Here is a 26,645-nt window from a genome sequence, read left to right as displayed (position 1 = left end):
CATGGCGCATTCTTCGTTGATCGGCCAGGCGGTCGCGGCGCGGTCCCAGGCGTTTCTTCTGGTCCTGCTGGCCATCGCAGTTCTGGTTCCGGTGATGAATCTGGCTGTGCCGGCGGGATCCTTCTTTCACATTCCCAGCTATGGCGTGTCGCTGTTCGGGAAATATGTCTGCTACGCGCTGCTCGCCCTCTCCATCGACCTGATCTGGGGCTATTGCGGGATCCTGTCGCTGGGCCACGGTGCCTTCTTCGCGCTGGGCGGCTATGCGATGGGCATGCATTTGATGCGCGAGATCGGGCCGCGCGGCGTATACGGCGATCCGATCCTGCCGGACTTCATGGTGTTCCTGAACTGGAAGGAACTGCCCTGGTTCTGGCACGGCTTCGATTTCTTCCCCTTCGCCCTGTTGATGATCGTCGCGGTCCCGGGGGTGTTGGCCTTCGTCTTCGGTTGGTTTGCCTTCCGCAGCCGGGTCACCGGTGTCTATCTGTCGATCATCACCCAGGCCCTGACCTTCGCCCTGATGCTGGCCTTCTTCCGCAACGAAATGGGGTTCGGCGGCAATAACGGGCTGACCGACTTCAAGGATATTCTGGGCTTCGATCTGCAGCGCGACACGACGCGGTGCGGCTTGTTCGTGGCCAGTATCGTGGCACTGGGGCTGGGCTATTCGATCTGCCGCTTCGTCGTGCGGTCGAAGGCCGGAAAGGTCCTGGTTGCGATCCGCGATGCCGAAAGCCGCACACGGTTCCTGGGCTACCGGGTCGAAGGCTACAAGCTGTTCGTATTCGTCCTGTCGGCGATGCTCGCCGGGGTCGCGGGCGCGCTCTACACGCCCCAGGTCGGGATCATCAACCCCAGCGAATTCAGCCCGGCCAACTCCATCGAGGTCGTGGTCTGGGTCGCTGTCGGCGGGCGCGGCACGCTGATCGGCGCGGTTCTGGGCGCAATCATCGTCAACGGCGCGAAGACCTTGTTCACCGGCTGGTTCCCGGAGATATGGCTGTTCGCCCTGGGCGCATTGTTCGTGGGCGTGACCCTGTTCATGCCGAAGGGCGTCATGGGCCTACTGCGCGGTGACGGCGGCGGGGGCGCGAAGATCAAACTGCTGCTCGAAAAACTCGGCGCGGCGCGGACGGGGAGAATGCTGCGATGAAGGAGACCAATGCGCTCCTCTATCTGGACAATGTCACCGTTTCCTTCGACGGGTTCAAGGCGATCAACAACCTGTCGCTCTATATCGAACCCGGCGAGCTGCGCGCGGTGATCGGGCCGAACGGGGCGGGCAAGACGACGATGATGGACATCGTCACCGGCAAGACACGCCCCGATACCGGCGACGTCCTGTGGAAGGGCGAGGTCGATCTGACCAAGGAGGACGAGGCCAGCGTCGCGCGGCTGGGCATCGGTCGTAAGTTCCAGCGCCCGACGGTGTTCGAGACCCATACGGTAGAGGACAATATCCGCCTGGCCCTGAAGGCCGACCGGGGCGTCTTCACCACCTTGTTCGCGGCCGTGACCGGCGCGGAGAAGGCGCGTATCGACGAGCTTCTGGATCTGGTGCGCCTGACCGCCCGACGGCATGAGCCTGCGGCGGATCTGTCCCACGGCCAGAAGCAATGGCTGGAGATCGGGATGCTGTTGGCGCAGGAACCGGAATTGCTGCTGGTCGACGAACCGGCGGCGGGAATGACCGATGACGAGACGATGGAGACCGCGAAGCTGCTGCGCGACATCGCGGGCGAACGGTCGGTCATCGTCGTCGAACACGATATGGACTTCGTCCGCATGTTGGATGTGCGCGTGACCGTGCTGCATGAAGGCTCCGTGCTCTCGGAAGGCACATTGGATCATGTCAGTGCCGACCCGCGCGTCGTCGAAGTCTATCTGGGCCGATAGGGGGGCGACATGCTGAACGTCGAGAATGTCGATCTCCACTACGGTGCCGCCCAGGCCCTGACGAATGTGTCGGTGACGGTCGTACTGGGGGAGGTGACCTGTCTTCTGGGACGCAACGGTGTCGGCAAGACCAGCTTGCTGCGCGCCATTGTCGGGCGACGGAAGATATCCGGGGGGCGGATCGGATGGCAGGAGCGGGAAATACAGGGTCTTCGTCCGGATCAGCGAGCCAGATTGGGGGTGGCTTCTGTACCGCAAGGGCGCGAGATCTTCCCGCTCCTGACCGTTCGAGAGAATCTGGAGGTCGGTTTCGCGCCCCTGCCGCGGGGCCAGCGCACGATTCCTGATGAAGTGTTCGAGTTGTTCCCGGTGTTGAAGGACATGCTGGGCCGGCGCGGCGGCGACCTGTCCGGCGGGCAGCAGCAGCAGCTGGCCATCGGCCGGGCGCTGGTGACGCGACCCAAACTGCTGGTCCTGGACGAGCCGACGGAGGGGATTCAGCCGTCGATCATCAAGGATATCGGCCGGGCCATCGAACATCTGCGCGGCAAGGGCGACATGGCGATCCTGCTGGTGGAGCAGTATTTCGACTTCGCCCGGGATCTGGGCGACCGGTTCTTCGTGATGGACCGGGGCGAGATCGTGCATGCGACGGACAAGTCGGGTATGGTCGAAACCGACGTTCGCAAGTGGCTGACGGTCTGACGCACCCCGAAATCCCAGGAAATCCGCCATCGGGGTTTGACAAGTTACATTCTGGCTGATACTTCGGCGCGCTTTCCGGGAATGTGGATTGCGTCGGGACTTGTCCCATTTCGCTCTCCCGCCACCCGAACGCCTGAATAGGCGGGCTGGGATCGGACTACCGGGACAACTTGGCACAACACCGTGAGACAACGGGAGAGTAACTTATGTCGAAGCGTATTAACGCAAAGCACAAGATTGACCGCCGCCTTGGCGTTAACCTCTGGGGCCGTCCGAAGAGCCCGTTCAACAAGCGCGAAACCCCGCCGGGTCAGCATGGTCAGCGCCGCCGCAAGCCGTCCGATTTCGGGACGCAGCTGATGGCGAAGCAGAAGCTGAAAGGCTACTACGGCAATATCGGTGAGAAGCGCTTCCGGAAATACTACGAAGAAGCCACGCGTCTGCGCGGCGACTCCGGCGAGAACCTGGTTGGTCTGCTGGAACATCGCCTGGACGCCATCGTCTACCGCGCGAAATTCGTCCCGACCGTCTTCGCCGCCCGCCAGTTCGTGAACCATGGCCATGTCCTGGTGAACGGCCGCCGCGTCACCGTCGCGTCCTACCGTGTGCGGATCGGCGACATCATCGAAGTCCGTCAGAAATCCCGTGAAATGCCGCTGGTCCTGGAAGCGATCCAGAGCGCCGAGCGCGAAATTCCGGAATATCTGGAAGTGGACCACAACAAGCTCAGCGCTTCCATCACCCGCACGCCGAAGCTGGAAGACATTCCGTATCCGGCGCAGATGGAACCGAATCTGGTCGTCGAGTTCTACTCGCGTTAATCGACCGGTTCGAAATTCGTTACACGAAAGGCCGGGCCCGTTGGGCCCGGCCTTTTGCTGTTCCGGTGTGGCTTTTCGCCGTCAGAGTTTGACCAACTCGATAATCAGCATGCAGGCAAAGCCGTTCGGCGTCACAAATTCGATGCGGTCGCCATCGCCGTCCAGGTCCAGAAAAAAGACGTTCCGGCTTTGAACCCATCTGGGAATCCGGGCATCGACCCTGAGACGCCCGCTTGAATTGGTGCTCATTTTCAGATCGGCATAGTGGCCTTGCGATGAGGTCAGGCGGCCGGAAAACGCGCCGTCGACCAGTGCGAAATCCAGCGCGGCGGTTTCGCCGGGCCGGCAGAAAGCGTCGCTTCCCTGGCTTCTGCCGACGGACCATTCGATGCGCCATTGTGCACCGGACGGGGCGGCGGACTGCGGCACTTCCGGTGGCGCTGTGGGCGTGGGCAGCGCGGCCGTCTGCTGGGGCTGATCCACTTGTGCGGTTTGCTGTTGCGCCCGGGCCCGATTGGCCTCTGCCTGGGCATTCAGTGACTCCACGCGGGCCTGAGCCAGTTTCGCATAGAATGTGTCGCCGTAACTCTCGATCAGCGGCATGAACAGGGATGGGTCAGGGCTGTCCTTGACGCTTTCCCAGAATGCTCTTGCTTCTTCCAGACGGCGGGCGCTGGCCTGTTCCGCCTCTCTGGACAAACGGGCGGCGGCCAGCGCGTCGATACGCTGACGGGCGATATCCGCGAAAAGCCCGTCCGGATACTGGGCCAGATAGCTTTCGAACAGGGTCGTGTCGTCGCTAGTTGCGATCGAACGCCAGTAATCGATCTCTTCGCTCGTGTCGGGGGCGGAAGGCGGCACCGGGGCGGCCGGTTCCGCGGCGGTGACGGCGGGGCGTTCCGGTGTGAAGAAAAAGTCGCCGGTCAGCGACGAGCTTTCCCAAGGAACCTGCTGCTTGCCGGTGCGTTCCATGACATCGACACGCACCCGTTTAAAGACCTGTTCTACCGGAAGGCCAGGGACACGCAGGGCTTTGATCAGGGCGGCGGTATAGGGGGAGTTGCGTCCGGCGCCGTCCGCGGCGACGTCGCCGGGTGCCGTGGAATAGGCCAGAAGTGTCCCGTATGGTGCATCCACCTTCGCCAATCCGCGCGAACCGGATCGGCTCATGCTTGGAAAGGGATTGTCCCGGCAGGCGTCCAGCACCACCAGGTTCAATCGGTTCCCGGCGCTCTCCAGGCTTTGCATGACGGTCGACAGCCGAAGCGACTGAATTTCCAGATCCAGCGAATCCTGGATATCTGCGTCGACGGGGATCAGATAGTTCTCGCCGTTCGCCTGCACGGCATGGCCCGCATAGTAGACCATGGCGACCGTTTCTTCTCCGGCGGCCCGGACCTCCCGGCTGAAACGGACAACGGCACGCTGCAGATCCCGATAGGAAAGATCCGTGGCCAGCGTGACGTCGAAGCCGGACATTTCCAGCGCCTGCGTCATCGCCTGCGCATCGTTGATCGGATTGGGGAGCGGACTGACGCCATAGGCGCCGTTGCCGATCACAAGGGCTTTGCGGGTTTCAGGCGTGTTGCCGCTGGCAGGACTGTGGAACGACACGAAGGCGCATAGAAAAGCGACAATCCAAAACCGCATGGAAACCCCCGACTACCGTACATTCCGCCCAAATCCCGTGATGTCATCATAAGGGGATGACATCCTCGTTCAAGGCTTGGGCTATGGCAGGGCCGGCGCGGAAATAGAAAAGGACCCCGCCCGGGGGGCGGGGTCCTCAGGCCGGCGTGTCCGGTTTATTGGGCCGTGACGACCGTCATGACCAGCTTGCCGTCGACCTTCACCGGGCCGTCTTCCTTGGCGCCCAGTGTGTATTCGAAGATGCCGGTCTTCATGCCGCCGTCTTCGCCATGCAGCATCAGCATCAGCATTTCGCCGGATTTGACCTCCTCGGTCAGGATCGCGGTGACGTGCATGTTCTCACCGGCTTTCAGCGGCGCATAGCCGACGACGGGGCCGGGCTTCATGTCGCTGCCGGTGCGGTGCACGACCATCCAGCCGTTCTTTTCCGCCATGATCGTGTCGGCCGTCACGGTGCCGCCGGACATGTCCTGATCGGAGGCTTTCACGGACAGGCCGCCATGGGCGGCGGCGAAGGCGGCGGTGCTGGCGAGGACGGAGGCCAGGATGCCCCAGCGCAGGGTGGACTTCAGCATTCTTAGAATCTCCTGATCGCGCCTGTTGTCGAACCCGGTCGCCCGTTCCGGGCAGGTTCGCGATCCGCCGGCGTCTGGCGGATCCGGTACCGGGGCCCCTCCCGTTCAGGGCACGGGGCGGCCGCGCCGCCCTGTTTCGTACCGTTGTCGATACGGCGCGATCCTGGCAGTGGTTCAAAATGGGTGGGATTTGACGGAAATGCCGGTGGCTGGCTGCCGGGGTTAGATGTTCGATCCCCGGATCGCGCCGATCACCGCGTCGGTGACGTCCTTGGTCGTCGCCGTGCCGCCGACATCGGGGGTCAGAATGCCCGCCTCGCAGACCTGCTCGACCGCGCGCATCAGCCGGTCGGCGGCGGCGGGTTCTCCCAGATGTTCCAGCATCTGTGCCCCGGTCCAGAAAGTCGCGACCGGATTGGCGATGCCCTTGCCGGTGATGTCGAAGGCGGAGCCGTGGATCGGTTCGAACATCGATGGGAACCGGCGCTCCGGGTCGATATTGGCCGTCGGCGCGACGCCCAGGCTGCCGGCCAGCGCCCCTGCCAGATCGGACAGGATATCGGCATGCAGATTGGTGGCGACGATCGTGTCCAGACTTTGCGGTTTCAGCGTCATGCGCACGGTCATGGCGTCCACCAGCATCTTGTCCCAGGTGACGTCCGGGAATTCCTGCGCAACCTCCGCCGCGATCTCGTCCCACATCACCATGCCGTGGCGCTGGGCGTTGGACTTGGTGACGACGGTCAGCAGCTTGCGCGGTCGGGCCTGGGCCAGTTTGAAGGCATAGCGCATGATCCGGGTGACGCCGGTGCGGGTGAAGATCGCGACCTCGGTACCGACTTCCTCCGGCATGCCGCGATGGGCGCGCCCGCCATGACCGGAATACTCGCCCTCGGAATTTTCGCGCACGATGACCCAATCCAGGTCGCCCGGTCCGGCATTGCGCAACGGCGAGGTGATGCCCGGCATGATCCGGGTCGGCCGGACATTGGCGTATTGGTCGAACCCCTGACAGATCGGCAGCCGCAGGCCCCACAGCGTGATGTGGTCGGGCACGTCCGGCGCGCCGACCGCACCGAAATAGATCGCGTCGAACCCTTTCAGGCGTTCGATCCCGTCGGCCGGCATCATGACGCCGTGCCGCTTGTAGTAATCCGACCCCCAGTCGAATTTCTCGAAGCGGAAGGCGATGTCGCCCATTCGTGCCTGCAGCGCCTCCAACACGGCCTGACCGGCCTCGATGACTTCCGGTCCGATACCGTCGGCGGGGATGGCGGCGATCTTGTATTCACGCATGGATGGGGTTCCTTGAGGTGAAGGCTGATGACCGGGGGAGCCTAGCCAACCCGTAACGGCTGGGCAATCGGCCCTATTTTGTCGACGGGCTGTAGCGCGGCGGCTCGGCACGGCCATCCGCGTCGTCGCGCCCGAAGGCCGCTTCTATGCTCTCGTCGACTTCGGGATGGGGTGCGCGTGGATCCAACTGGGAGATGGCGGTCGAACTTGCCGGCATATTGACATAGGCAGACCGTGCTTCCGTTGGCGGGGCGGACCGCCGGATCATCCGGTACAGCGCGAACAGGATGAAGAAGCCGCAGAAGAAGATGGAATGCATGTAGAGCCCATTCGGCCCGACCAGATCCATCAGGGCGGAGGCGGTGATCGGGCCCAAGGTCATGCCAAAGGCGAAGGCCAGCATCAGCGTTGCGCAGAGTGGCACCATCTTCGACGGCGGCACGAAATCCCCGGCATGGGACAGCAGAACCGGATAAATTGACATGGCGAATCCGCCGACCACGAAGACGATGGCGGTTGTGATCCACAGCGGCAGTCCCGGCGACACGGCCAGGACCGTGCTGAAGCCGGCGACAGCGGCCATGCCGAAGATCATCACCTTGCGCCGGTCGGTCTTGTCCGATGCCCAGCCCATCGGCCATTGCAGGATAAGGGCGCCCAGTTGCAGGGCGGAACTCAGGATCGCCGCCCCGGCGACCCCCAGACCGACCTCCACGGCATAGAGCGGCATCAGATTGTTCAGCGGGCTGTTGGACATGCCGAGGCAGATACAGCCGACGATGGCCAGCGGCGTCGTGCGATAGACGCTCATCAGGCCCATGCGTTCGTCACTGGGCGGGGTCGGATTGCCGCCGTGGCGCAGCGCAACGGGGACCAGAGACAGCGAGAACAGCGCGCTGACCAGCATGAAATGCCAGTTCCCGGTGATCGACGCGAAGGTGAAGATCAAAGGGCCGGACGCCTGGGCCAGCTTATAAAGGATCATGTAGACGCCCATGACCCGGCCGCGCACGGATTTGTCGGTCTCCCCCGAAATCCAACTGTCCGAAACGGTCAGCAATCCCGCAAAGCAGACCCCGGAAATCAACCGCGCGCCGGTCCACAGGACCAGCGACGTGTCGATCGCGAAGGCCAGGGTGAAGGCGGACAGGACGGTCGCGAAGGCCGAAAAGGCGCGAATATGGCCGATACGTGCGATCAGCCTGGGCGCATAGATACAGCCGGCCAGGAACCCGGCGGAGAAGCCAGCCGCCATGATCCCGATTTCGGTGGAGGTAAATCCCGCCTCGTTCATGCGCAGGGGCAATACGGCGGTCAGCAGTCCCATACCGCCCTGCAAAAGGACGATCCCGGAAATAATGGCGCTGACGGCGATGACGGGGTTCATGGGACGAATGGCTGACGGAAGATCGTGTCAGCTTAGGGCAATTCCGTCGCTGGCGGAATATGTAATGGACGTAAACTGTCTTGTTTTGGACGAAATTTATCGAATGCCGCGGGTGCCGGGGGGCGGCGGTGTCATCGGCGGACCGGCGAAGCATTGCGCGCGGGCCATCCAGGCCGCTGCATTGGAACCTTCCACGCGCAGCGGCGTATCCGCCACATTGCGGCACTGGGTGACGACCTGACAGAAGGCCTCCGCCGGGCCACTGATTTCGCCGCCCCCGGTATCCTCCCCGAAAGTCCAGATCTCCCCCGACGGCGCGGTCAGGCGCAGCAGGGGGATGGCGGAGGGTACGTCCTCGCCGCGATTGGAGAAGCTCCAACCATAGGTGTTCACGCCCAGGACGACGATGTTCCGAATGCGATCCTCATTGCGCCTCACGACACCCAAAAGGTCATAGACCGCCTGGCCGTGGGCCCAGCTTTCCATCAGGCGCGCGGTCATGGAGGAGCGGGCGCTCATATCCGGCCCGGCCCAGCGCAGGCGGCGCTTCGGGTCGACCTCGGCATAAAGGTCTGCCACACGATCGGCCTCATTGATCCAGGCGTCCAGAAGCGGCCTGCCGCGCGGATCGCCAAGCGTCTCGCGCTCAAACGCTCGCATACCACGCTTGTCGGACAGGGCACCGTCGATCCGTTCCGCCAGAAGGTCGGGATCGGTTATCTGCAAGGCGGCCATGCCGTTCCAGAAATGCAGATGCTGCAGAATATCGTCGACGGTCCAGTCCTTGAACTGGGTCGGTTCCCGGTAGCGATGATCCGGCAGATCTTTCAGCAATGCGTGCAAGGCGAGGCTTTCCGCCCGGAAATCCTCGGCCTGCTGCATATCACTTCGTGTCTTCGAACGGTTCCATGGGGATGAAGCCCGGCAGGGCCGCCATGCGGTCCAGCCACTTCCGAATCGCCGGATAGGGGGCCAAGTCGATGCCGCCTTCCTCCGCAACGCTTGTATAGGAATATAGCGACACGTCGGCGACGGTGGGATCGTTGCCGACCGCCCAGTTGGCATAGGTGAAATTCATCTCCATCAGGTCCAGGGCCTTGCGTCCCTTTTCCTGCTTTTCGGTCAGCAGTTTCACCCGTTCCGGCGTCATCTCCTGATGGTGCATCCAGAACCGGGCGACCGCAATATTGGGTTCGTGCTCGTACTGCTCCCACATCAACCAGCTGAGCACCTGTGCCCGGGCGAACCGGTCCTGCGGAAGATAGTCGGAGCCTTCGGCCAGATAGCACAGGATGGCGTTGGACTCGGCCAGCACCCGACCGTCGGAGAATTGCAGTGTGGGGATGCGACCGATCGGGTTGATTGCCAGAAACTCCGGCGTCCGGGTCTCTCCCTTATGAATGTCTTTTAAAACAAGGGTATAGTCGACATCCAGAAGGCTCAACATTAAGCGGACTTTGTGTCCGTTGCCGCTTTCCAGGCAGTCGTAAAGAGTCAGGTCGGTCATAGGGGCCTCTCGAGAATTTGCGGCATAGTGCCCGATGCAATTCTTGCGGCAAGTTCGAAAGGCTCGGCCTAAGATTAGAAAAACTTGGCCAAAACGCGAATGTGCGGCGGTTAGCCTGTTTCCGGCCCTGAAGTTTCTATAGCCTGTATGCAGTGCTTAGGACTGTTGATGATGTTAGGGGGATTCGATGGAGATTTTTCAGGGTCAAACCCGTTGTATAGCGACCGTGCTTCTTTGCCTTACGCTCGCCGGATGTGTCACCGCGACCTCCCGAAGTGCCAGTCAGGGCAATTTTTCCGCGGTCGTCGAAGGGTCGTCGAACTCCGAATATTCTGAAATGTCCTTGGCGGATCACTACCATGTCTGCAAGGCGCTGCAGACCTTGCAGCGCTATTCCGAGTTGGATCGGTGTCTCGAGCCGCTAAAGGCGCGGGCTTACAAAGAAGATTTCAGCCCGGCCCCGATCATGACCTACAACGACGATTATGTTGAGATTTTGCTGAATGGGTTGGAGGTCGAAAAGCACCTTGCCCTTGGCCGGTATGATGAGGCGCAGCAATTTGCTTCGGCCGCCTATGCAGCGTCGAAACGGAACCCGCGTGCGGTGATGAATGAGGGCCTCAACGCGATGACGGCCATCCTCACGCTCGGGCTCAACAATCCGAATTCCGAGGACAGCTTTTATGCTCAGCAGGTTCGGACTTTTGCACGTATCGAGCCGCTCGGCTGGCTTGCCACCATTGAAGCGCTGAGAGGCGATTTCGCGGCCGCCCAACATCATCGTGACGGGCTGCTTGCGATCTATGATCAGTCCAGAAAATCCGAAATCGACGACAAACCGCAACTGGCGCTGCTCCGTCGCTGGATCGGGCAAAGCTATTTTATCGAGGGCCGATACGCAGACGCCTACGATATTTTCACCCGGGATGATCGATCCGATTTTCAGAGGGCGACAGACGCGTTTATTGGCGCCTTGCTGGTCATTGAGAAGCCGATCCTGGAGCCGGTGGCCTATGCCGTCGCTGGTACCAATTTCGATGACATAGGTTTCGTTCAGGACTTTCCGTTGAAGGTCATGGTCAATCGAACGGCGTTCAAGGCCGGTCGCATCGACGAGGCGCAGGTGGGCTATGACGACCTGCTTGCGGAGCCACGCTTGGCCAGCTTCGGCGACACCCATTTCCAGATTTTGTATGAGCGTGGCCAGATCGCGTTGGCGCAGGGGGATCCCGCGACCGCCGCGGATTATTACCGCCGCGCAATCGAAGTCCTGGAACGCCAGCGGTCGCATCTTGAGAGCGAGTCCTACAAGCTGGGCTTCGTCGGCAACCGCAACGATGTCTATCAGGATCTCGTCGTCCTGCTGGTGGAGAAGGGCGACGCCGTCGCTGCGTTCGACTATGCCGAACGGGCCAAGGCCCGGGCCATGGTCGACATGCTGGCGAGCCGCAGCCAATTCGCAGCGGATAATCCCCAGGCGGCGGCGTTGGTCGGTGAGTTGGATGCGCTGGAGCGCAAATCGGTGGAGATCGCGTCCCTGGACGCGGACAGCCAGGCGACACGGGCGGCCACGCTGGATCAGAAACGTCAGGCCCTTCAGGCCGCCGCGCCGGAGCTGGCGTCGCTGGTGACCGTCTCGCCGGAACAGGCGGCGGCGATCCAGGCGCGTCTGGCACCGGACGAAGTGCTGCTGGAGTATTTCGGTCAGGGCGAAAACTTGTACGCCTTTACCGTCACTCGCAGCGAGATCCGTGCGGTGGCGCTGCCGCGCTTCCCATTGGCGTCGACCGTCACCAATTTCCGGCGCTCGGTTCAGAATGTGCGGGCGGATGCATATATGGTCGCCGGTCAACGCGTCTATGACCGTCTAATCGCGCCGGTCGCGGATCAATTGTCCGGCAAGCGCCTGACCATCGTGCCGCATGGACCGTTGCATTACGTTCCCTTCGCCGCGCTGCATGACGGGTCGGGCTTCCTGATCGACCGCTACAATTTGCGTATTCTGCCCAGCGCGTCGGTCATGCGTTTCCTGAACAAAGACACGACCCCGACCGAGGAATTGCTGGCCTTCGGCAATCCCGATCTGGGCGATCCGTCGCTTGACCTGCCGGGGGCGGAGAACGAAACGCGCGCGATCGACAAGGGCTGGGCGCAGTCGCGCATCCTGCTGCGCCAATACGCATCGGAATCGAGCTTCAAGAAGTTCGCGCCGGCTTTCCGGTATTTGCATCTGGCATCTCATGGCCAGTTCGATCCGGAAGCCCCGCTGTCGTCCCGCCTGCTGCTATCGCCGGGCGAGGGGGAGGACGGGTCGCTGACGGTGGACGAGTTGTACGGTCTGCGCCTCAATGCCGATCTGGTCACGCTGAGCGCCTGCGACACCGGTCTGGGGACGGTCGAGACAGGCGACGATGTGATCGGCCTGACCCGCGGTTTCCTCTATGCCGGGGCGCAATCGGTCGTGGCCAGCCTGTGGCCGGTGTCGGATGAAGGGACTGCCTATCTGATGGAGCGATTCTATCGGAATCTGCGGACCATGCCGAAGGCACAGGCGCTGCGCGCGGCGATGATCGAAACCCGCAAGGAATTCCCCCATCCGGTCTATTGGTCGGCGTTCCAACTGACAGGTTCCGTCTGACGCGAGCCGCTCGAAAGATGCGAAAGGGCGCGCCGGTTGCCCGGCGCGCCCTGCCTTCTGTCCGGTGAGTCGAAGGCGTTACGCGGCTTTCTTTTCGATGGCCGCGCGTTTGCCGCCGGTCGCGCTGGTGATCGCGATCTGACGCGGACGGGCCTCTTCCGGCACTTCGCGTTTCAGCGAGATATGCAGCAGGCCGTTTTCCAACGACGCGTCGGCGACCTTGATATGGTCGGCCAGGCTGAACTGACGCTCGAAGGCGCGTTCGGCGATGCCTCGATGCAGGAAGTGGCGTTCGACCGCACCTTCCGGCGCTTCGATCTTGCCCTTCACCGTCAGCTGATTCTCCTGGACGGTGATGTCCAGATCGTCTTGCGAGAAGCCGGCCACCGCCATCGTGATGGTGTAGCGTTCTTCATCCAGCTTTTCGATGTTGTAGGGCGGATAGGACGGAATTTGTTCGGCGGACAGGGTGTCCAGGGTACGGGCCAGACGGTCGAAGCCGACGGTCGTACGCAACAGCGGGGTCATGTCGAATCCACGCATGGTGATCCTCCTTCTTGAGCGATACCAGTTTTTCCCGAGACGCCCCGAAGTCGGCGGCGTCTCCCGTTTTGCCTTCCGATGTCTGTCCGTGTGTCGGAACCCCAGCCTGGGCATTCCACGGCACCGGTCGGCATCCGGGATATAGGAACCGGAAATTTTCTGTTCAAGAGGGAAAAATCGCGCCTTCAACACGAAAAGGGCGGCCGAAGGGCCGCCCTGTAAATTCGCTGACGCAAGCGCTGCTTACTTGATGCCGAAGTTGGCAAAGCGCTTGTTGAAGCGGTCCAGCTGGCCGGACGCCATCAGCTTGCCCGTGCCGCCGGTCCAGGCCGGGTGACCGGTCGGATCGATGTCCAGCTTCATCTCGTCGCCTTCCGAACCCCAGGTCGAGCGCGTCTTGTAGCTCGTGCCGTCGGTCATGGTGACGGTGATCCAGTGGTAATCCGGATGAATTTCTTTTTTCATCGCACTCGCGCTCCAAAAATCTTGCGTCGCGGCGCGCCCAGGGCGCGGGTCCGACGGCTTCGTCTATGCGTATCGGACGCGGCTTGTACCCGCGCGGAAGGCGCAATGCAACCGGTTTCTGCGGAAAATCTCGCTGTCGACGCCTGCAAGAGAACGGGGCTATGCTGCATTCAAGGGCGATCGGGAATGTCCGCTGACGAACATCAAGGTGAGGAGACTGTCCAATGACGCATTTTTTGGTTTCCGAGGAGCATCCGGATGGGCAACGCCTGGAAACGATCCTGCGGATCCTACGCAAGGACGTTCTGATCCGCTGTACCAAGATTACGGATGATGCGCGTCCCGAGGCTCAACACGTCTTGGCGAACAATATCAAGGTTCTGGAACATCTGAGTGAGGCCATCAGACTGGCAGAGGACTCCACTCGCGTGCTGGATAAGGCCTTTGGGCCGAGCCAGGCGGCGAAGGGGGGACCGCCCCGGATCGGGACAGAATAAAATATACTTCTGATGTCTCCCATTTTCGTGAATCGGACCATATATTGTAGAGGGGTGATTTTGGGGCCCGGTCATATTGGAAACTAGGGATATTTGATGCCGGAATGGCTTAATTGGGTGGAACTTGCGCGGGAATTCATAACCATTCTGGTGGTCGTGGATCCGATCGGATCCTTACCGGTCTTTTACTTTGCGACGGCACGTGTTCCCCGGCACCTTCATGTAAAGTTTGCAGTACGTGCAGTATTGATCGCTACGATCGTGCTGCTTCTTTTCCTCGTCGCGGGTCAATTGTTGCTGGAGTCGCTGGGGCTGCGATTCGGATCCTTCCAGGTTGCGGGCGGCATCATCCTGTTCCTCTTCGCCATGACGATGATTTTCGGCGAGGCCAAGTCGGATCGCGAGATCAAGGAAGCAGAGCGGGATTATCTGTCTGGCGCGGTTTTTCCGTTGGCCATGCCGTCAATCGCCTCTCCGGGGGCAATGCTGGCCATAGTCGTCCTGACGGACAATCACGAGACGCCGATCGCAGAACAGGCCGCGACCGGCGTTTTGCTGGTGTTTGTCATGGCGATCACGCTGGTGCTGCTGCTGTTGGCGGCCAAGCTGAAACCCCTGTTGGGCAATACCGGCGCGAATGTGGTCAGCCGGGTCATGGGCATCGTGCTGGCGACCATCGCGGTCGATGCGGTGCTGGGCGGGCTCCAGGATCTGGGGCTGCTCGAACTGCTGCCACCCGGCTCCTGACCGATTGCCTCAGGGCGCACGCGCCGGCAGGGTCGATGGGTCCAATTCGTCCATCCAGCCCAGATGCGTCATGCCTTCGGCGTCGAGATAGGCGCGGTACTGGTCTTCCTTTCCGTCCTCGACAAACAGCATGTACAGCAGGGAATGGGCATCGTTCCGGCATAGGGCGGCACGCAGGCCCTGGCGCGGCAGGGTCCCATTCAGGGAATTGGCGGCGTAATAGCCGAACTCCTTGCGCGTGACGTCGAAGGCCGTGGCAGCACGGTTGTCGGTCCGAAACGTCACCTGTTCGTCCGGCGCCAGCCAGACGGTCCCGCAATCCAGCAATTCGATTTCACCGTCTGCGCCGACCCGGAACGCGCGCGGCGGTTGCTTGGCATCGAATTTCATGACCGTCTCCTCTAGCTTCCCCAAAGTCAGGGGGGTAGCGACCCCAGCACGGGTCCGAACTCAAATCAACCGGCGTTAAGCGTCGATCTCCCCCTTTGAATGCGCTTGAATCGCACAATATAATGCGGTGCACTAGGGCAGTGACCCGGTTCGGCCATCGCGGTCCGTTCCCGGCACGCCGAATTTCCAATCCAGATCACGATCGGTCGGAACAGACATGACGGAATGGCAGCGGCAGGAACCCAAATCGGCGCTTCACGGCGGGCCGGACAGGGACGACCGCAAGGATGGCGGTGATGGCGGTGCGCCCGGGACGGGCGTGGTCACCAAGACGCGTCCGAAAACCAAGAAGCCGTCGATGTACAAGGTGCTGATGCTGAACGACGACTACACGCCGATGGAGTTCGTCGTCTTCATTCTGGAGCGCCTGTTCAACAAGAGCCGCGAGGAGGCGACGCAGATCATGCTGCACGTCCATAATCGCGGCGTCGGCGTATGCGGCGTCTATACCTACGAAGTCGCGGAGACCAAGGCGACCCAGGTCATGGACCTGGCGCGCAAGGAAGGCCATCCCCTCCAGTGCACGCTGGAGAAGGAGTGAGGGAAATTCGGCGCGGGGCTTGCATAGCGATCCCCGCGTTCCAAACTCAGTCTTAAGGACTTCGTTAACCCGACTCGCGTTAGACTCGAGTCATCAGGGCCGGCCATCAGACGGAATCCCCCACCAGGCCGGCTCCTCGAACCAGGAGACTGCCGTTACATGTTATCCAAGGCTCTCGAACAGACTCTGCACCGCGCGCTCGGCCATGCCGGATCGCGCAGCCATGAATACGCGACGCTGGAGCACCTGCTGCTGGCCCTGACCGAAGATCAGGACGCCGTCGCCGTCATGCGCGCCTGCGGGGTCGATGTCGAGAAGCTGGGCGGCAGCCTGTCCGACTATATCGACAATGATCTCAGCAACCTCGTCACCCTGCTGGACGAAGATCCGAAGCCGACTGCCGGCTTCCAGCGCGTGCTGCAGCGCGCGGCCATCCACGTCCAGTCGTCGGGCCGCGAGGAAGTGACCGGCGCCAACGTCCTGGTCGCGATCTTCTCCGAACGGGAAAGCCACGCCGTCTATTTCCTGCAGCTTCAGGACATGACGCGGTTTGACGCGGTCAATTACATCTCGCACGGCATCGCCAAGGTGCCGGGGCAGGAGCCGGACCAGACTGCCGCCAGCGCCGCCCCGTCCGGGACGGAAGAGGATGCCAAGGCCGAGGAGGTCAACAAGTCCGGTCACGAGGCGCTGGACGCCTATTGCGTCGACCTGAACCACAAGGCAGGCGAGGGCAAGATCGACCCGCTGATCGGCCGCACCCAGGAAGTGGAGCGCGTGATCCAGGTCCTGTGCCGCCGGACCAAGAACAACCCGCTGCTGGTCGGCGATCCGGGCGTCGGCAAGACGGCGATCGCGGAAGGGCTGGCCAAGCGGATCGTGGAACTGGACGTGCCCGACGTTTTGGCCACCTGCACCATCTATTCCCTGGATATGGGCGCGCTGTTAGCCGGAACCCGCTATCGCGGCGATTTCGAGGAACGCCTGAAAGCAGTGATGAAGGAGCTGGAAGCGACCGAGGGCGCGATCCTTTTCATCGACGAAATTCACACCGTCATTGGCGCCGGGGCGACGACCGGCGGCGCGATGGACGCGTCGAACCTTTTGAAGCCCGCGCTGCAATCCGGCACGCTACGCTGCATCGGGTCGACGACCTATAAGGAATATCGCGGCCATTTCGAGAAGGACCGGGCGCTGGCCCGCCGCTTCCAGAAGATCGACGTGACCGAACCGTCGGTCGAGGATGCGATCAAGATCCTGATGGGCCTGAAGCCGTATTACGAGGATCACCACCGGGTGAAATACACCCATGACGCCATCAAGACGGCGGTGGAACTGTCCTCGCGCTACATCAACGACCGTAAGCTGCCGGACAAGGCCATCGACGTGATCGACGAGGTCGGCGCGGCGCAGATGTTGCTGGCCGAAAGCAAGCGCAAGAAGCAGATCGGCACCAAGGATGTGGAGGCCGTGGTCGCCAAGATCGCGCGTATCCCCCCGAAACAGGTCAGCCGCGACGACCGCGACGCCCTGTCGAATCTGGAATCCGATCTGAAAACCATGGTCTATGGCCAGGACAAGGCCATCGATGCCCTAACTTCCGCGATCAAGCTGGCCCGCGCCGGCCTGCGCGAACCGGAAAAGCCGATCGGGTCCTACCTGTTCTCCGGCCCGACCGGCGTCGGCAAGACCGAGGTCGCCAAGCAACTCGCCCGCACCATGGGCGTCGAACTGAAGCGCTTCGATATGTCGGAATACATGGAGCGCCACACGGTCTCCCGTCTGATCGGCGCGCCTCCGGGCTATGTCGGCTTCGACCAGGGCGGTCTCTTGACCGACGCCATCGACCAGACGCCGCATTGCGTCCTGTTGCTGGACGAGATCGAGAAGGCCCACCCCGACCTGTTCAACGTGCTGCTGCAGGTCATGGATCACGGCAAGCTGACGGACAATAACGGCAAGTCGGTCGATTTCCGCAATGTGGTCCTGATCATGACCACCAATGCCGGCGCTGCCGATATGGCCAAACCCGCCATCGGCTTCGGCCGCGAACAGCGCGAGGGCGAGGATACCGAGGCGATCGAACGCCTGTTCACGCCGGAATTCCGCAACCGCTTGGATGCCGTCATCCCCTTCGCGCGCCTGTCGAAGGATGTGATCGGCCAGGTCGTCGACAAGTTCGTGATCCAGTTGGAAGCACAGCTTGCCGACCGCGACGTCACCATCGAACTGACCGACGAAGCGCGCGCCTGGCTGGGCGAGAAGGGCTACAGCGACCTATATGGCGCCCGCCCGCTGGCCCGGATCATCCAGGAACACGTCAAACGTCCGCTGGCCGAGGAACTGCTGTTCGGCAAGCTGGCCAGTGGCGGCAATGTCCTGGTCGACACCGACAAGGCCGAAGACAAGCTCCGCTTCGCCTTCCCCGATACAACGGCGAAGAAAGCCAAGGGCAAGAAGGGCAAGGGCTCCAGCTCCGTACCGAAGACGGGCGAGAAGGCATAAGGGACCGACGATCTGACAAGAAAGCCTCCGGTGTCGTCCACCGGAGGCTTTCGTTTGTCAGGGACAGGAGAAGGGGGGCCGATCAAACCCAGGCGTGCGGCGTTTCCAGGACGCGGAAATGTTCGATCTCCGCCTGGGGCAATGTGGCGGCGCTGAACAGGTCGGCGAAGGGGACCGGCGGTTTGGTGACGGTGATTAGCGCCAGGACGCAGGGGCGGCCGTTGCGGGTGACCGGGTAGAAGCTGCGTTCCGTCATCAGGGACTTCTCGTAGTCGAAACTGGACCGGGTGTTGGAGAAGACCGGGCGCTTTGTCTCATGGGCGCGCTGGGCCAGGCACATGACGCTGGCGCGGATGTTCGGGAAGGGGAACATCGAAAGCGGCTTGCCCGTCATGTTGACCCTGGCAAACTCGATCAGCCTTTCGCCCATCACGCGGTAAACAAAATCCACCGCCTCGCCGTCGTCGCCTTCTACGACCTCGAACAGCACCAGATAGGGGAAGATCGACGGATGGAATTCCTCCGGTCGGATGCTACGCCAATCCACGATACCGTCTTCCGGCGCGATCCCGGCCAGATATTCGGACAACCAGTAATGTTCCTGATGCGTCGGAATCAGGTCTGACGACGGGGCCAAGTTTGGGGCTGCGCGGGTAGTCGCGGCAGACATAAACGCTTGATAAAACATGGCGGAGCAACCCTCGCTTCCAGTCGCTCCCCACCCTCAGTCACGACGATAGCGCGAACCCCCTAAGCAAAGGTTAATAAGGCAGGCTAGGGACCATAATACCATGCACCGGCTTGACGCGGTTCGGCCTTGCGTGTCATTTGCGCGAGGAAGTTCGCGGACCCGGGCGGGATCGCGGATTTGAGGGTCGGGTGAAAAACATGTTCCGCCGCAGGACATTCCTGAACGCCGTCGTCGCGCTGCTGTATTGCCTCGCGAGCGTCACAGGTGTCGGCCATGCCATGGCCGGAACGTCCGATTCCGGCCGGACGATCTGGATCTGTACCGGAACCGGTTTCGCGCAGATCACCGTATCGGCTGAAATGACGGCAGAGGCCCCGGCGGAACAGCCGGGCGATGCCAACGAAGATGGCCAGGGATTTCAGCCGGTCTGCCCGCTTTGCGCGGCCGGCAAGTCGCTGTCCGTCCCGCAACAGAACGATATCGCATTCATCGAATCGCGGCCGGTGGCGGCATTGTGCTTTCCCATCGGGGATACAGATGCCGTGCCCCGGTCCCTGTGCGAAACGCCCGAGGCGCGGGGGCCGCCGCTTTCCCTCTGACTGAACCGCATCCACAGTCTTCATTCAGAGGAAAGAAATCATGGTTTCCATCGACCAAACCGGCGATGCCGGTCTGGAAGCGCGTGCTTCCGCAAATGTGAAATTCTATGGCGCCGCCTGGCGCTGGCACTTCTATGCCGGGCTTTATGTCATCCCCTTTCTGCTGGTACTCGCCACGACCGGCATGATCATGCTGTGGACCAGCGTCCTGCAGGGCCGCGACGGCGAATGGGTCGAAGTCCCCAGCGCCGCCGGAACGCCGCTGCCGGTGTCGCAGCAGGCGGAGGCCGCGCGGGCGGCCGTCGACGGCGATCTGCGTCAGTACATCGCCCCCCGTGCCGACGACCTGGCCGCGATCTTCCGGGTCGACCGGGGCGAGGATGCGATCATGGTCGCCGTCGATCCCTATACCGCGACGGTGCTGGACAGTTTCCCGCGCCGCAGCGGCCTCTATGATCTGGCCGACGACATTCACGGCACGTTGCTGTTCGGCACAATCGGCGACCGCGCGATCGAAGCGGCCGCGTCCCTGGCCCTCGTCATGATCGCGACCGGTCTTTACCTGTGGTGGCCGCGCAATGGCGGGACGCTGAGCGCATTCGTGCCAAGTTTTTCGGCCCGGGGCCGGGCGCTTTGGAAAAACCTGCATTCCGTCATCGGCGTCTGGATCTCTTTAATCCTGGTCGTCTTCCTGATTTCCGGTCTGTCCTGGGCGGGGATCTGGGGCGAGAAAATGGTTCAGGCCTGGAGTACCTTCCCGGCGGAGAAATGGGACAATGTTCCGTTGTCTGACGACACCCATGCGTCGATGAACCATGCCGGCCGCAAGGAAGTCCCCTGGGCGCTGGAACAGACGCCGATGCCGGTTTCCGGGTCGGATGCCGGAGCCCCGGGCATTCCGGAAGGGCAGGCGGTGTCGCTGGACAGTATCGTCGCCTTTGCGCGCCAGACCGGGTTCGACGGCCGCTTCCAACTTGCCTTCCCGCGCGGCGATCAAGGCGTCTGGACCCTGTCGCGGGATTCGATGAGCAATGACAGCGAGGATCCGACCTCGGACCGGACGATGCATATCGACCGGTATACCGGCAAGGTTCTGGCCGATGTCGGCTTTGCCGATTACTCGATCTACGGCCAGAGCATGGCTGTCGGGATTGCCTTCCACGAGGGCGATCTGGGGGCCTGGAATGTCGCATTGAACACCGTGTTCTGCCTGTCGGTGGTGTTCCTGTGCGTCAGCGGGATCGTCATGTGGTGGAAGCGCCGGCCCGCCCGCGCCTTGCGCCTCGCCGCGCCGCCCATGCCGCGCGACATGCCGCTGTGGCAGGGGGCGGTACTGGTCGGATTGGCGGTGTCGCTGGCCTTCCCGATGGCCGGAATCGCGCTTCTGTCCATCATCGCGTTGGACGTTCTGGTTCTGCGCCGCCTTCCGGCGCTGAAGCGGGCCCTGTCCTGATGGGTAAGGGGGCGGGTCTCAAAGACCCGGCCCCCTCTGCCATTCAATGGATCGTGTGGACCGTCGCGCTCCGCCCCTCGATGGCCTCGCCGACAGCGGCCGATTGCAAGACCCAGCTTCGCGGACGCAGACGCAGTTCGGCCTCATCGAAAGCATGGGCCAGGGCCTGTAGAGGCGCGCGGGACAATCGGATCGCGGCGGGGGGCAGCCAGACCGACAGATACCGGTCCGGCGCCATGGGTAGGATGGCCGGATCGTGCCGGCCGGTCTGCTGCATCGCCGCCAGGGCCCCCATCAGGCGGTGCTCGTCAGGGCTGACGCTCTTGCAATTCGGGCAACGGATGTCGATGGAGACCTGGGTCGAGACGGCGAGGACCGTCATGAACCGGTCCAGCGCCGCATCCGTCCCGTCGGGCACATCCGAGAGGATCAAACCGTGCCGGATGGCTTCCGCGGCTTCCCGGTCCTCAGTGCGGTAGGCGCGCACCCACATGCGGATCGCCCACAGGGCCAATTGCTCCGGATGGGTCAGGGCGCGGAAACTTTCTTTCAGATAGGCTTCGTCGGCAAGGTGGCTCACAGGTAGTTCCTCGTCTCTTCCGGCGGGGTTTCTTGGGCGGACGTTGCAGTGCCGCCGTCCTTCAGGGTTTTTTCCAATCCGGCCAGGAAACAGGACAGGCTGGAGGTGCGCAGCGGGACGAAAGGCTTCTTTGTCTGCTGGCAGACGGATTTCAGGCGGTACATCGCCTTGTGACTGACGCAATCGGTCGGAAAGAAGACCGCATCCGCCTTCAGGATCGCGCCGGACAGTTCTTCGAGCGACTGTTCCAACCCGCCGTCGTGATGCAGGAGGATGCCGTTCCAGTCGGAGACCAGATTCCGCATCTGCCCGACATGGCGGGTCCTTCCCCCGACATAGAGAAGGCAGCGGTCTTTCAGGTCGCACCGGAAATTGTCGCAGCCTGCTTCACCCGGCTCAGCCTCGTCCGGATCGCCCAATGCCCGCTCCAGCGCCTGGATTTCGTCGCGCAGGGACGGGACCAGCGTATGAAAGGCCGCATTGTCGCGTTGCAGGATTTCGTTTTGCTCGGTCATTCGGGCGAGTTGCGCCTCCAAATGGGCGACGACCGCGCCGGATTGATCGCGGTCGATGGCACAGGGCGGCGCTTTCTTGCTTTCCTTGCGGGCGGATTCCAGGCGGCCGGACAGGCTGGCGACCTGTGCTTCCAGCTCTTCGATTCGCGCGTCCTTTTCCCGTATCTTGGCGGCGGACCGTGCCCGCGTCTGCTCCGCCAGTTCCTGGGCACTGGCCAGGTCGCTTTCCAGGCGGCGCAGATTGGCCAGATCGGCGCGGTTCGATGCGCCGACCAGATGCGACAGCATGTGGACGTCGTTATAGATCTTGCTGCCCAGGCGCAGGTCGATCAGCGGATGGCTGAGCATCGCCCAGTAGGGGCCGGGCACGTCGCCGATGCTGAAGGCCGCTGTCCAGGCGTCGCAAAGATCGGCGACCGTCTTCACCTTCTGCAGTTTGCGGATGGCGCCCGCGTGACGGCGGTTCAGCACCTTCTCCAGCATTTTCGCGGCGATGGTGGGCTTGCCGCACAGCTTCACGAAATAGCCGTGCAGGTAGCTGTCGACATCGTAATAGGGATCGACGGGGGGCTTGTAGCCGAGCTTACGCGCGACGCGGCGCAGATCGCCCAAGGTCAGGCAGGTGCCCACGATTGAGCAATGCCAGTTCGAATCGATTTCCCAAAGGCGCCGCCGCCGTTCCAGGCCGGCGCCAATGGCGGCCGGTTCACATTTCTCGCACATGACATCCTCACAAGATGTTCTGAGAATGCGAATGATTTGCAATATCAGGCTCTACGTCAACCCCTGTCTGCGAAGAATCTTTAACTCCGGTGGAAAGGGATCACAGCCACTGCAGGGTCAAGGCGGCGACGACGATGTAACGGACCGTCTTAGCGATGGCGACCAGCAGGACGAAGCTGAGGATCGGTTCCCGCAGGATTCCCGCGACGACGGTCAGCGGATCGCCGATGAAGGGCGCCCAACTCATCAACAGGCTCCATCGGCCGTATTTCCGGTACCAGGCGATGGCCCGGTTTAGTTGATCCGGTTTGACGGGAAACCAGCGCTTGTCGCGAAACCGTTCGACACCGCGGCCCAGCGCCCAATTCACGACGCTGCCCAATGTGTTGCCGGCACTGGCTACGACGATCAGCAGGGCCAGACTGTAATCCTGGGACAGGATCAGGGCCGCCAACCCGATCTCGGACTGGGCCGGGAAGATGGTCGCGGCCAGGAAGGACAAAAGGAAAAGGCCACCGTATACGACGATGAATTCAGCCACGAATCCGGCGATCTCAGTACCGTCTTTGCGCCGCGCGTTCTTCGTCGCAACTGACGGAGGATTCGGCGAAGCAAAGCTGTTTCAGGAGGGCGCGTCCGGATTCGCGCCAGTTCCAATCGGCACAGCCGGTGAGAACAAGCAATAGGCCGGTCAAAGCAACCACACGCATCGAACCTATCCTTTGCCATCCGAAACGACCGCGATCCGCCGGGCGCAACCCTAATGGCGGGCCGGACACCTGTCTACCGCATGCCGGCGTCAGAAATATTTCCCGGTTTTAGGTTGATCCAGATAGGTTGGGAAGGGCGGGCGCGGCGCTTCGTTCAGGAACAGTTTGCACTTGGTCATGATGACCGATGTTTCCGGCGCGCGGCGGCGGGCGATCGTCTGAATTCTGCCGCGTTCGCTGTTGCAGCTCTCAACGGACTGCCAGCCGTAGTTCCAATGGGTAACCGGTCCGCAATGGAGGAGATCCGGTTTGCAAACGACGATCAACATGACCGCGAAAATGGCATGCATGACTTGGCCCCGATGTGAATGGCGTGTTTCGATAATGATAATCAGTCGCAATTGCAAATGGCGATTTCGCTCGAACGTCGAGATTGGCCGAGAAAGGGGGAGGGATGACCGAGATCCGATCAATCGAATCCGGGACGGATTGGATGTACCGCTATGCGCGGTGGCGTTATGAGGCCTTCTTCGATCCGGCGGAGGACAATTATTCGGAATCGGAACAGCAAGTCGCCGATCACTGTGTCGATCGCGGTCCCTGGGCGGTGCTGGGCGCGCTGCGGGAGGCCAATCTGGTCGGGGGCGCGATGCTGGTGCCGCGTGAGCTGATGGAGCGGGATTACGAGCGCGCGCCCTGGCTGGCGGCGATCTATGTCGTCGAGGCGGCGCGCGGGCAGGGGATCGGCCGCCTTCTTGTTCAGGCGGTGGAAGCCGCGGCGCGGGATCGCGGATTCGCGGCGGTCTCTCTTTATACAATCGACAAAGCGCCGTTCTATGCGCGTTGCGGCTGGCGCTCTGTCGAGACCTTCGATTACGACGACGGCGAAACCTATAGCCTCATGGACAGGCGGTTATAGGGTGTGCCGGACGGTCACCGTTAAGATGCCGGCCCCTTTGTCACCGTTCGCGGGGCAACCGGCTGCGTTTCCCAGGATTGGCCGGCGGCGACGAGGCAGCTCACCCCGTCCGGACGGGTGATGACGATTGTCCAGGAGCCGGTCTCCGACACGAACAATTCGGCGACCAGGCCGCTGCCGGTCACGCCGTAGCCCGCTTCGGATTCCTGATAGCCGACTTTAAGGCGTTCCACCACGGCGGCGCGCTCGGCGCACGCAGCCCATTGAGCTTTCGCGCTATCCAAGGGCCAGGTCAGGGCGATGATCGCCGCCGTCGCGACTGCCAGCAGACCGACTGTGCGGCTTGCGGTGCGGTGGACGGAGTCCAACCCTGCGGCACCTTGCCGAGAAATGTACTGCGAGAAATAGCGATCCGTGGACCTAGCTTGCGAGCGTTTCATGGCGTTCTCCTTTCCGGACCGGTACTGGCTCCGAACGGGGCCTGCCGACCCAATGCCACTGCGCATTCTGCGCTGTTTCGCCTACGCTCCCTGCTGGTGCACTTCCTCTTTTGGGGTCCCGTCGACCGCCCGATAACTGACGGGCAGGCGGGGCCAGACCACCTGTGGGCATCCAATACGTATTCCGGGACGCCGCTGATGAATATTATATTGGGGCGATTCCGATTAAATTCGAGTAAATATGCGTTACGCTGAATAAAATGTGATCGGCAGGCCAGGCGGGTGACATGCGCGGATTTTTTCTGACCTTGGCGGTGACGATGTTCGCAATACCGATATCGGTTCATGCGAATGTAGAGATTGTGTTCGAGGAAGGATCGCCCAACGATTACATGACGATCCGAAACAAGGATCTCTGCGAGTTGGGGCCGGTATCGGTGACAATCGATCTTTCGACCTCGGCGGGCGGCCTCTATTTCGATACGACGGCCAGCGGCGCGGGTGTGTCCGAATACCAGCCATTTCGGATCTATACCGGCGGCGACCGGGTCCGCTCTGTCACCAATGTGTCGGATGGCGGGACGATCGTGACCCTGTCGCTAACGCATCTCGGGCCGGCGGAGTCGGTCGGTTTCACCATTGATCTGGACGACAGCGGTCGGTCCGGCCCAACGACCATCGAAGGCGGCGAGATTCTGGGAGCGACGGCGGCGCTGAAGTTCGATCTGGCGGGCGACGATGTGCCGCCGACCGTCGCCCGGTTCGGGACCGACGGCCGCGCTGTGATCTCGGCGTCGACCTGCCTGTCCTGAACAGGGCGGGCCTATCCCGCGCCCGGTACCGTTTCGTCCAGGGCGTCGGTCAGCGACTTCTGCAGATCGCGCATGCAATTGTCATAGATCATCGGCATGAGGTCACGGCGGTCGTCGAGGTCAGCCGGGCTGATATCCCATGCGCGGCCCTTGGCGGTGTAGTAGCCCAGCGCGAAATGGACCAGCATGGTGAACTGGTTCGGATTGCCCTTGAACGATTCAGGGGGCGGGCCGAACACGTCACCGCAGGCGCCGCCGAAGGGGACACCTGTTTCTCCGGCCGGGGTGTGACCGGCCAGGGGTGCCGGGATGGATTCCGACAACGCCGTTAGGAAGGTTTCGTCCGGCCGATCCAGGCAGCGCTGACGCAGGCCCGGGATAACGTCCTTGCGGGTCGCGATCTCGTTGACGCTCAACCCATCCGGCGTCGCGGCGGCGTAATAGCCCAGGGCAAACATCGCGACCCAGGGCATTTCCTCCTCCGGTCGGCTATAGACCTTGTCGCCGGGTTGGAACATCGCCCCGCAGAGATCCTCGTAGAATGCTGTTTCGGGCGACGTGCTGGCGGCGGGGTTCGCGGCCAGAAACCGTGCCAGCGGTCGGCGACCGGCCTCGGTGATGACATACGTCCTGGTTTCCGACGGCAATCCTTCCGGCGGGTCGACGCGTCGCATCCATCCACGGTCCGTCAGCACAGTCCAGAATGCGTCATTCGCCGATCCCTCGGCAGTCATCAGTACCGCGTCGCCCGCGCGCAGCGCCTGGGGCAAGGTCGACTGATCGCCGGGGGTCAGCGATTGCCATTGCGCGATCAACGCGGTGTCGCCGGCCGCGGAATCCTGGGCAAACGAGGGCGCCACCACGGCCAGTCCGATTGCCGCTATAATGGCAGCTATGCGCATCGTCTTCAGCATGTCGCCTCCAATCGGGTGAGATCGCGGCGGACCTTATGCGCCGCTATCCGTCCCGGCAACGCC

General features: G+C 62.3%; 30 protein-coding genes. 13 read left to right on the top strand and 17 right to left on the bottom strand.

Annotation, left to right across the window (positions count from 1 at the left end):
• Window position 1: 1 nt before the first annotated feature.
• The 4 genes from urtC to rpsD all read left to right on the top strand — a co-directional run bounded on the left by urtC (window position 2) and on the right by rpsD (window position 3,425).
• On the top strand, window positions 2-1,156 hold the full coding sequence (gene urtC, locus ACO06O_RS10725; RefSeq protein ID WP_421879368.1) for an urea ABC transporter permease subunit UrtC: 1,155 nt from the start codon (window positions 2-4) through the stop codon (window positions 1,154-1,156).
• The gene (gene urtD / locus ACO06O_RS10720) at window positions 1,153-1,899 is read left to right on the top strand and encodes an urea ABC transporter ATP-binding protein UrtD (RefSeq protein ID WP_421879366.1); all 747 of its coding nucleotides are present in this window, start codon (window positions 1,153-1,155) and stop codon (window positions 1,897-1,899) included. Before urtC ends, urtD begins: the two co-directional genes overlap by 4 nt.
• A 9-nt stretch (window positions 1,900-1,908) precedes the next feature.
• Complete coding sequence (gene urtE / locus ACO06O_RS10715) at window positions 1,909-2,604, top strand: urea ABC transporter ATP-binding subunit UrtE (RefSeq protein ID WP_421879363.1); 696 nt, start codon at window positions 1,909-1,911, stop codon at window positions 2,602-2,604.
• 206 nt (window positions 2,605-2,810) lie between these two features.
• On the top strand, window positions 2,811-3,425 hold the full coding sequence (rpsD, locus tag ACO06O_RS10710) for a 30S ribosomal protein S4 (RefSeq protein WP_421879360.1): 615 nt from the start codon (window positions 2,811-2,813) through the stop codon (window positions 3,423-3,425).
• 81 nt (window positions 3,426-3,506) lie between these two features.
• On the opposite strand, the gene ACO06O_RS10705 is transcribed toward rpsD, so the two are convergent.
• The 6 genes from ACO06O_RS10705 to ACO06O_RS10680 form a co-directional block, all read right to left on the bottom strand.
• Entirely contained in the window at window positions 3,507-5,075 is a 1,569-nt protein-coding gene (locus ACO06O_RS10705) for a caspase family protein (protein WP_421879357.1), read from the bottom strand.
• A 155-nt stretch (window positions 5,076-5,230) separates the two neighbouring features.
• A complete protein-coding gene (locus ACO06O_RS10700) occupies window positions 5,231-5,650 on the bottom strand; it encodes a DUF7282 domain-containing protein (RefSeq protein ID WP_421879354.1) in 420 nt (139 codons plus the stop codon).
• A 222-nt stretch (window positions 5,651-5,872) separates the two neighbouring features.
• A complete protein-coding gene (locus ACO06O_RS10695; RefSeq protein ID WP_421879352.1) occupies window positions 5,873-6,946 on the bottom strand; it encodes a tartrate dehydrogenase in 1,074 nt (357 codons plus the stop codon).
• A 73-nt stretch (window positions 6,947-7,019) separates the two neighbouring features.
• Entirely contained in the window at window positions 7,020-8,333 is a 1,314-nt protein-coding gene (locus ACO06O_RS10690; protein ID WP_421879349.1) for an MFS transporter, read from the bottom strand.
• 96 nt (window positions 8,334-8,429) lie between these two features.
• Complete coding sequence (locus ACO06O_RS10685) at window positions 8,430-9,215, bottom strand: TIGR03084 family metal-binding protein (protein WP_421879345.1); 786 nt, start codon at window positions 9,213-9,215, stop codon at window positions 8,430-8,432.
• A gap of 1 nt (window position 9,216) precedes the next feature.
• Window positions 9,217-9,840: a glutathione S-transferase family protein gene (locus ACO06O_RS10680; RefSeq protein ID WP_421879341.1), complete on the bottom strand. Its 624-nt coding sequence runs from the start codon at window positions 9,838-9,840 to the stop codon at window positions 9,217-9,219.
• 343 nt (window positions 9,841-10,183) lie between these two features.
• Between ACO06O_RS10680 and ACO06O_RS10675 the strand changes: the two genes are divergently transcribed.
• Entirely contained in the window at window positions 10,184-12,478 is a 2,295-nt protein-coding gene (locus ACO06O_RS10675) for a CHAT domain-containing protein (RefSeq protein WP_421879337.1), read from the top strand.
• A gap of 78 nt (window positions 12,479-12,556) precedes the next feature.
• On the opposite strand, the gene ACO06O_RS10670 is transcribed toward ACO06O_RS10675, so the two are convergent.
• Both ACO06O_RS10670 and rpmE read right to left on the bottom strand, forming a co-directional pair.
• Window positions 12,557-13,021: an Hsp20 family protein gene (locus tag ACO06O_RS10670; protein ID WP_421879334.1), complete on the bottom strand. Its 465-nt coding sequence runs from the start codon at window positions 13,019-13,021 to the stop codon at window positions 12,557-12,559.
• A 243-nt stretch (window positions 13,022-13,264) separates the two neighbouring features.
• Window positions 13,265-13,486, bottom strand: a complete 222-nt coding sequence (gene rpmE, locus ACO06O_RS10665) for a 50S ribosomal protein L31 (protein WP_420416179.1) — start codon at window positions 13,484-13,486, stop codon at window positions 13,265-13,267.
• Between the two features lie 224 nt (window positions 13,487-13,710).
• Here rpmE and ACO06O_RS10660 point away from each other — a divergent pair, with 224 nt between their 5' ends.
• Window positions 13,711-13,983: a hypothetical protein gene (locus ACO06O_RS10660; RefSeq protein WP_421879331.1), complete on the top strand. Its 273-nt coding sequence runs from the start codon at window positions 13,711-13,713 to the stop codon at window positions 13,981-13,983.
• 96 nt (window positions 13,984-14,079) lie between these two features.
• A complete protein-coding gene (locus ACO06O_RS10655; protein WP_421879329.1) occupies window positions 14,080-14,730 on the top strand; it encodes a MarC family protein in 651 nt (216 codons plus the stop codon).
• Window positions 14,731-14,739: 9 nt separating this feature from the next.
• On the opposite strand, the gene ACO06O_RS10650 is transcribed toward ACO06O_RS10655, so the two are convergent.
• Window positions 14,740-15,120: a hypothetical protein gene (locus tag ACO06O_RS10650; RefSeq protein ID WP_421879326.1), complete on the bottom strand. Its 381-nt coding sequence runs from the start codon at window positions 15,118-15,120 to the stop codon at window positions 14,740-14,742.
• A gap of 217 nt (window positions 15,121-15,337) precedes the next feature.
• Here ACO06O_RS10650 and clpS point away from each other — a divergent pair, with 217 nt between their 5' ends.
• Window positions 15,338-15,721, top strand: a complete 384-nt coding sequence (gene clpS, locus ACO06O_RS10645; RefSeq protein ID WP_420416183.1) for an ATP-dependent Clp protease adapter ClpS — start codon at window positions 15,338-15,340, stop codon at window positions 15,719-15,721.
• 159 nt (window positions 15,722-15,880) lie between these two features.
• Window positions 15,881-18,226, top strand: a complete 2,346-nt coding sequence (gene clpA, locus ACO06O_RS10640) for an ATP-dependent Clp protease ATP-binding subunit ClpA (protein ID WP_421879323.1) — start codon at window positions 15,881-15,883, stop codon at window positions 18,224-18,226.
• 82 nt (window positions 18,227-18,308) lie between these two features.
• Here the strand turns inward: clpA and ACO06O_RS10635 are convergent, their stop codons facing one another.
• Window positions 18,309-18,815 carry a hypothetical protein gene (locus ACO06O_RS10635; RefSeq protein WP_421879320.1) on the bottom strand — a complete coding sequence of 169 codons (507 nt, stop codon included), beginning with the start codon at window positions 18,813-18,815 and terminating at the stop codon, window positions 18,309-18,311.
• 299 nt (window positions 18,816-19,114) lie between these two features.
• Here ACO06O_RS10635 and ACO06O_RS10630 point away from each other — a divergent pair, with 299 nt between their 5' ends.
• A complete protein-coding gene (locus ACO06O_RS10630; RefSeq protein WP_421879317.1) occupies window positions 19,115-19,516 on the top strand; it encodes a DUF2946 family protein in 402 nt (133 codons plus the stop codon).
• Between the two features lie 40 nt (window positions 19,517-19,556).
• Window positions 19,557-20,969: a PepSY-associated TM helix domain-containing protein gene (locus ACO06O_RS10625; RefSeq protein ID WP_421879314.1), complete on the top strand. Its 1,413-nt coding sequence runs from the start codon at window positions 19,557-19,559 to the stop codon at window positions 20,967-20,969.
• A gap of 43 nt (window positions 20,970-21,012) precedes the next feature.
• On the opposite strand, the gene ACO06O_RS10620 is transcribed toward ACO06O_RS10625, so the two are convergent.
• The 5 genes from ACO06O_RS10620 to ACO06O_RS10600 all read right to left on the bottom strand — a co-directional run bounded on the left by ACO06O_RS10620 (window position 21,013) and on the right by ACO06O_RS10600 (window position 23,847).
• Window positions 21,013-21,549, bottom strand: coding sequence for a hypothetical protein (locus ACO06O_RS10620; protein WP_421879312.1), 537 nt, complete (start codon window positions 21,547-21,549; stop codon window positions 21,013-21,015).
• Entirely contained in the window at window positions 21,546-22,787 is a 1,242-nt protein-coding gene (locus ACO06O_RS10615) for a DUF2325 domain-containing protein (RefSeq protein ID WP_421879309.1), read from the bottom strand. Before ACO06O_RS10615 ends, ACO06O_RS10620 begins: the two co-directional genes overlap by 4 nt.
• Before the next feature lie 100 nt (window positions 22,788-22,887).
• Window positions 22,888-23,328, bottom strand: coding sequence for a YqaA family protein (locus tag ACO06O_RS10610; protein WP_421879305.1), 441 nt, complete (start codon window positions 23,326-23,328; stop codon window positions 22,888-22,890).
• Between the two features lie 13 nt (window positions 23,329-23,341).
• Window positions 23,342-23,497, bottom strand: a complete 156-nt coding sequence (locus ACO06O_RS10605) for a hypothetical protein (protein WP_421879301.1) — start codon at window positions 23,495-23,497, stop codon at window positions 23,342-23,344.
• 89 nt (window positions 23,498-23,586) lie between these two features.
• On the bottom strand, window positions 23,587-23,847 hold the full coding sequence (locus ACO06O_RS10600) for a hypothetical protein (protein WP_421879298.1): 261 nt from the start codon (window positions 23,845-23,847) through the stop codon (window positions 23,587-23,589).
• A 104-nt stretch (window positions 23,848-23,951) separates the two neighbouring features.
• Here ACO06O_RS10600 and ACO06O_RS10595 point away from each other — a divergent pair, with 104 nt between their 5' ends.
• A complete protein-coding gene (locus tag ACO06O_RS10595) occupies window positions 23,952-24,416 on the top strand; it encodes a GNAT family N-acetyltransferase (RefSeq protein WP_421879295.1) in 465 nt (154 codons plus the stop codon).
• A 20-nt stretch (window positions 24,417-24,436) separates the two neighbouring features.
• Here the strand turns inward: ACO06O_RS10595 and ACO06O_RS10590 are convergent, their stop codons facing one another.
• On the bottom strand, window positions 24,437-24,856 hold the full coding sequence (locus tag ACO06O_RS10590) for a hypothetical protein (RefSeq protein WP_421879292.1): 420 nt from the start codon (window positions 24,854-24,856) through the stop codon (window positions 24,437-24,439).
• A gap of 287 nt (window positions 24,857-25,143) precedes the next feature.
• Here ACO06O_RS10590 and ACO06O_RS10585 point away from each other — a divergent pair, with 287 nt between their 5' ends.
• On the top strand, window positions 25,144-25,668 hold the full coding sequence (locus ACO06O_RS10585; protein WP_421879290.1) for a hypothetical protein: 525 nt from the start codon (window positions 25,144-25,146) through the stop codon (window positions 25,666-25,668).
• An 11-nt stretch (window positions 25,669-25,679) separates the two neighbouring features.
• On the opposite strand, the gene ACO06O_RS10580 is transcribed toward ACO06O_RS10585, so the two are convergent.
• Window positions 25,680-26,582 carry a hypothetical protein gene (locus ACO06O_RS10580; protein ID WP_421879287.1) on the bottom strand — a complete coding sequence of 301 codons (903 nt, stop codon included), beginning with the start codon at window positions 26,580-26,582 and terminating at the stop codon, window positions 25,680-25,682.
• Between the last annotated feature and the right edge of the window lie 63 nt (window positions 26,583-26,645).

This window comes from Pacificispira sp. (assembly GCF_965228185.1).
Lineage (GTDB): Bacteria > Pseudomonadota > Alphaproteobacteria > UBA8366 > Aestuariispiraceae > Pacificispira.
This window is presented reverse-complemented; position numbering and strand designations above follow the sequence as displayed.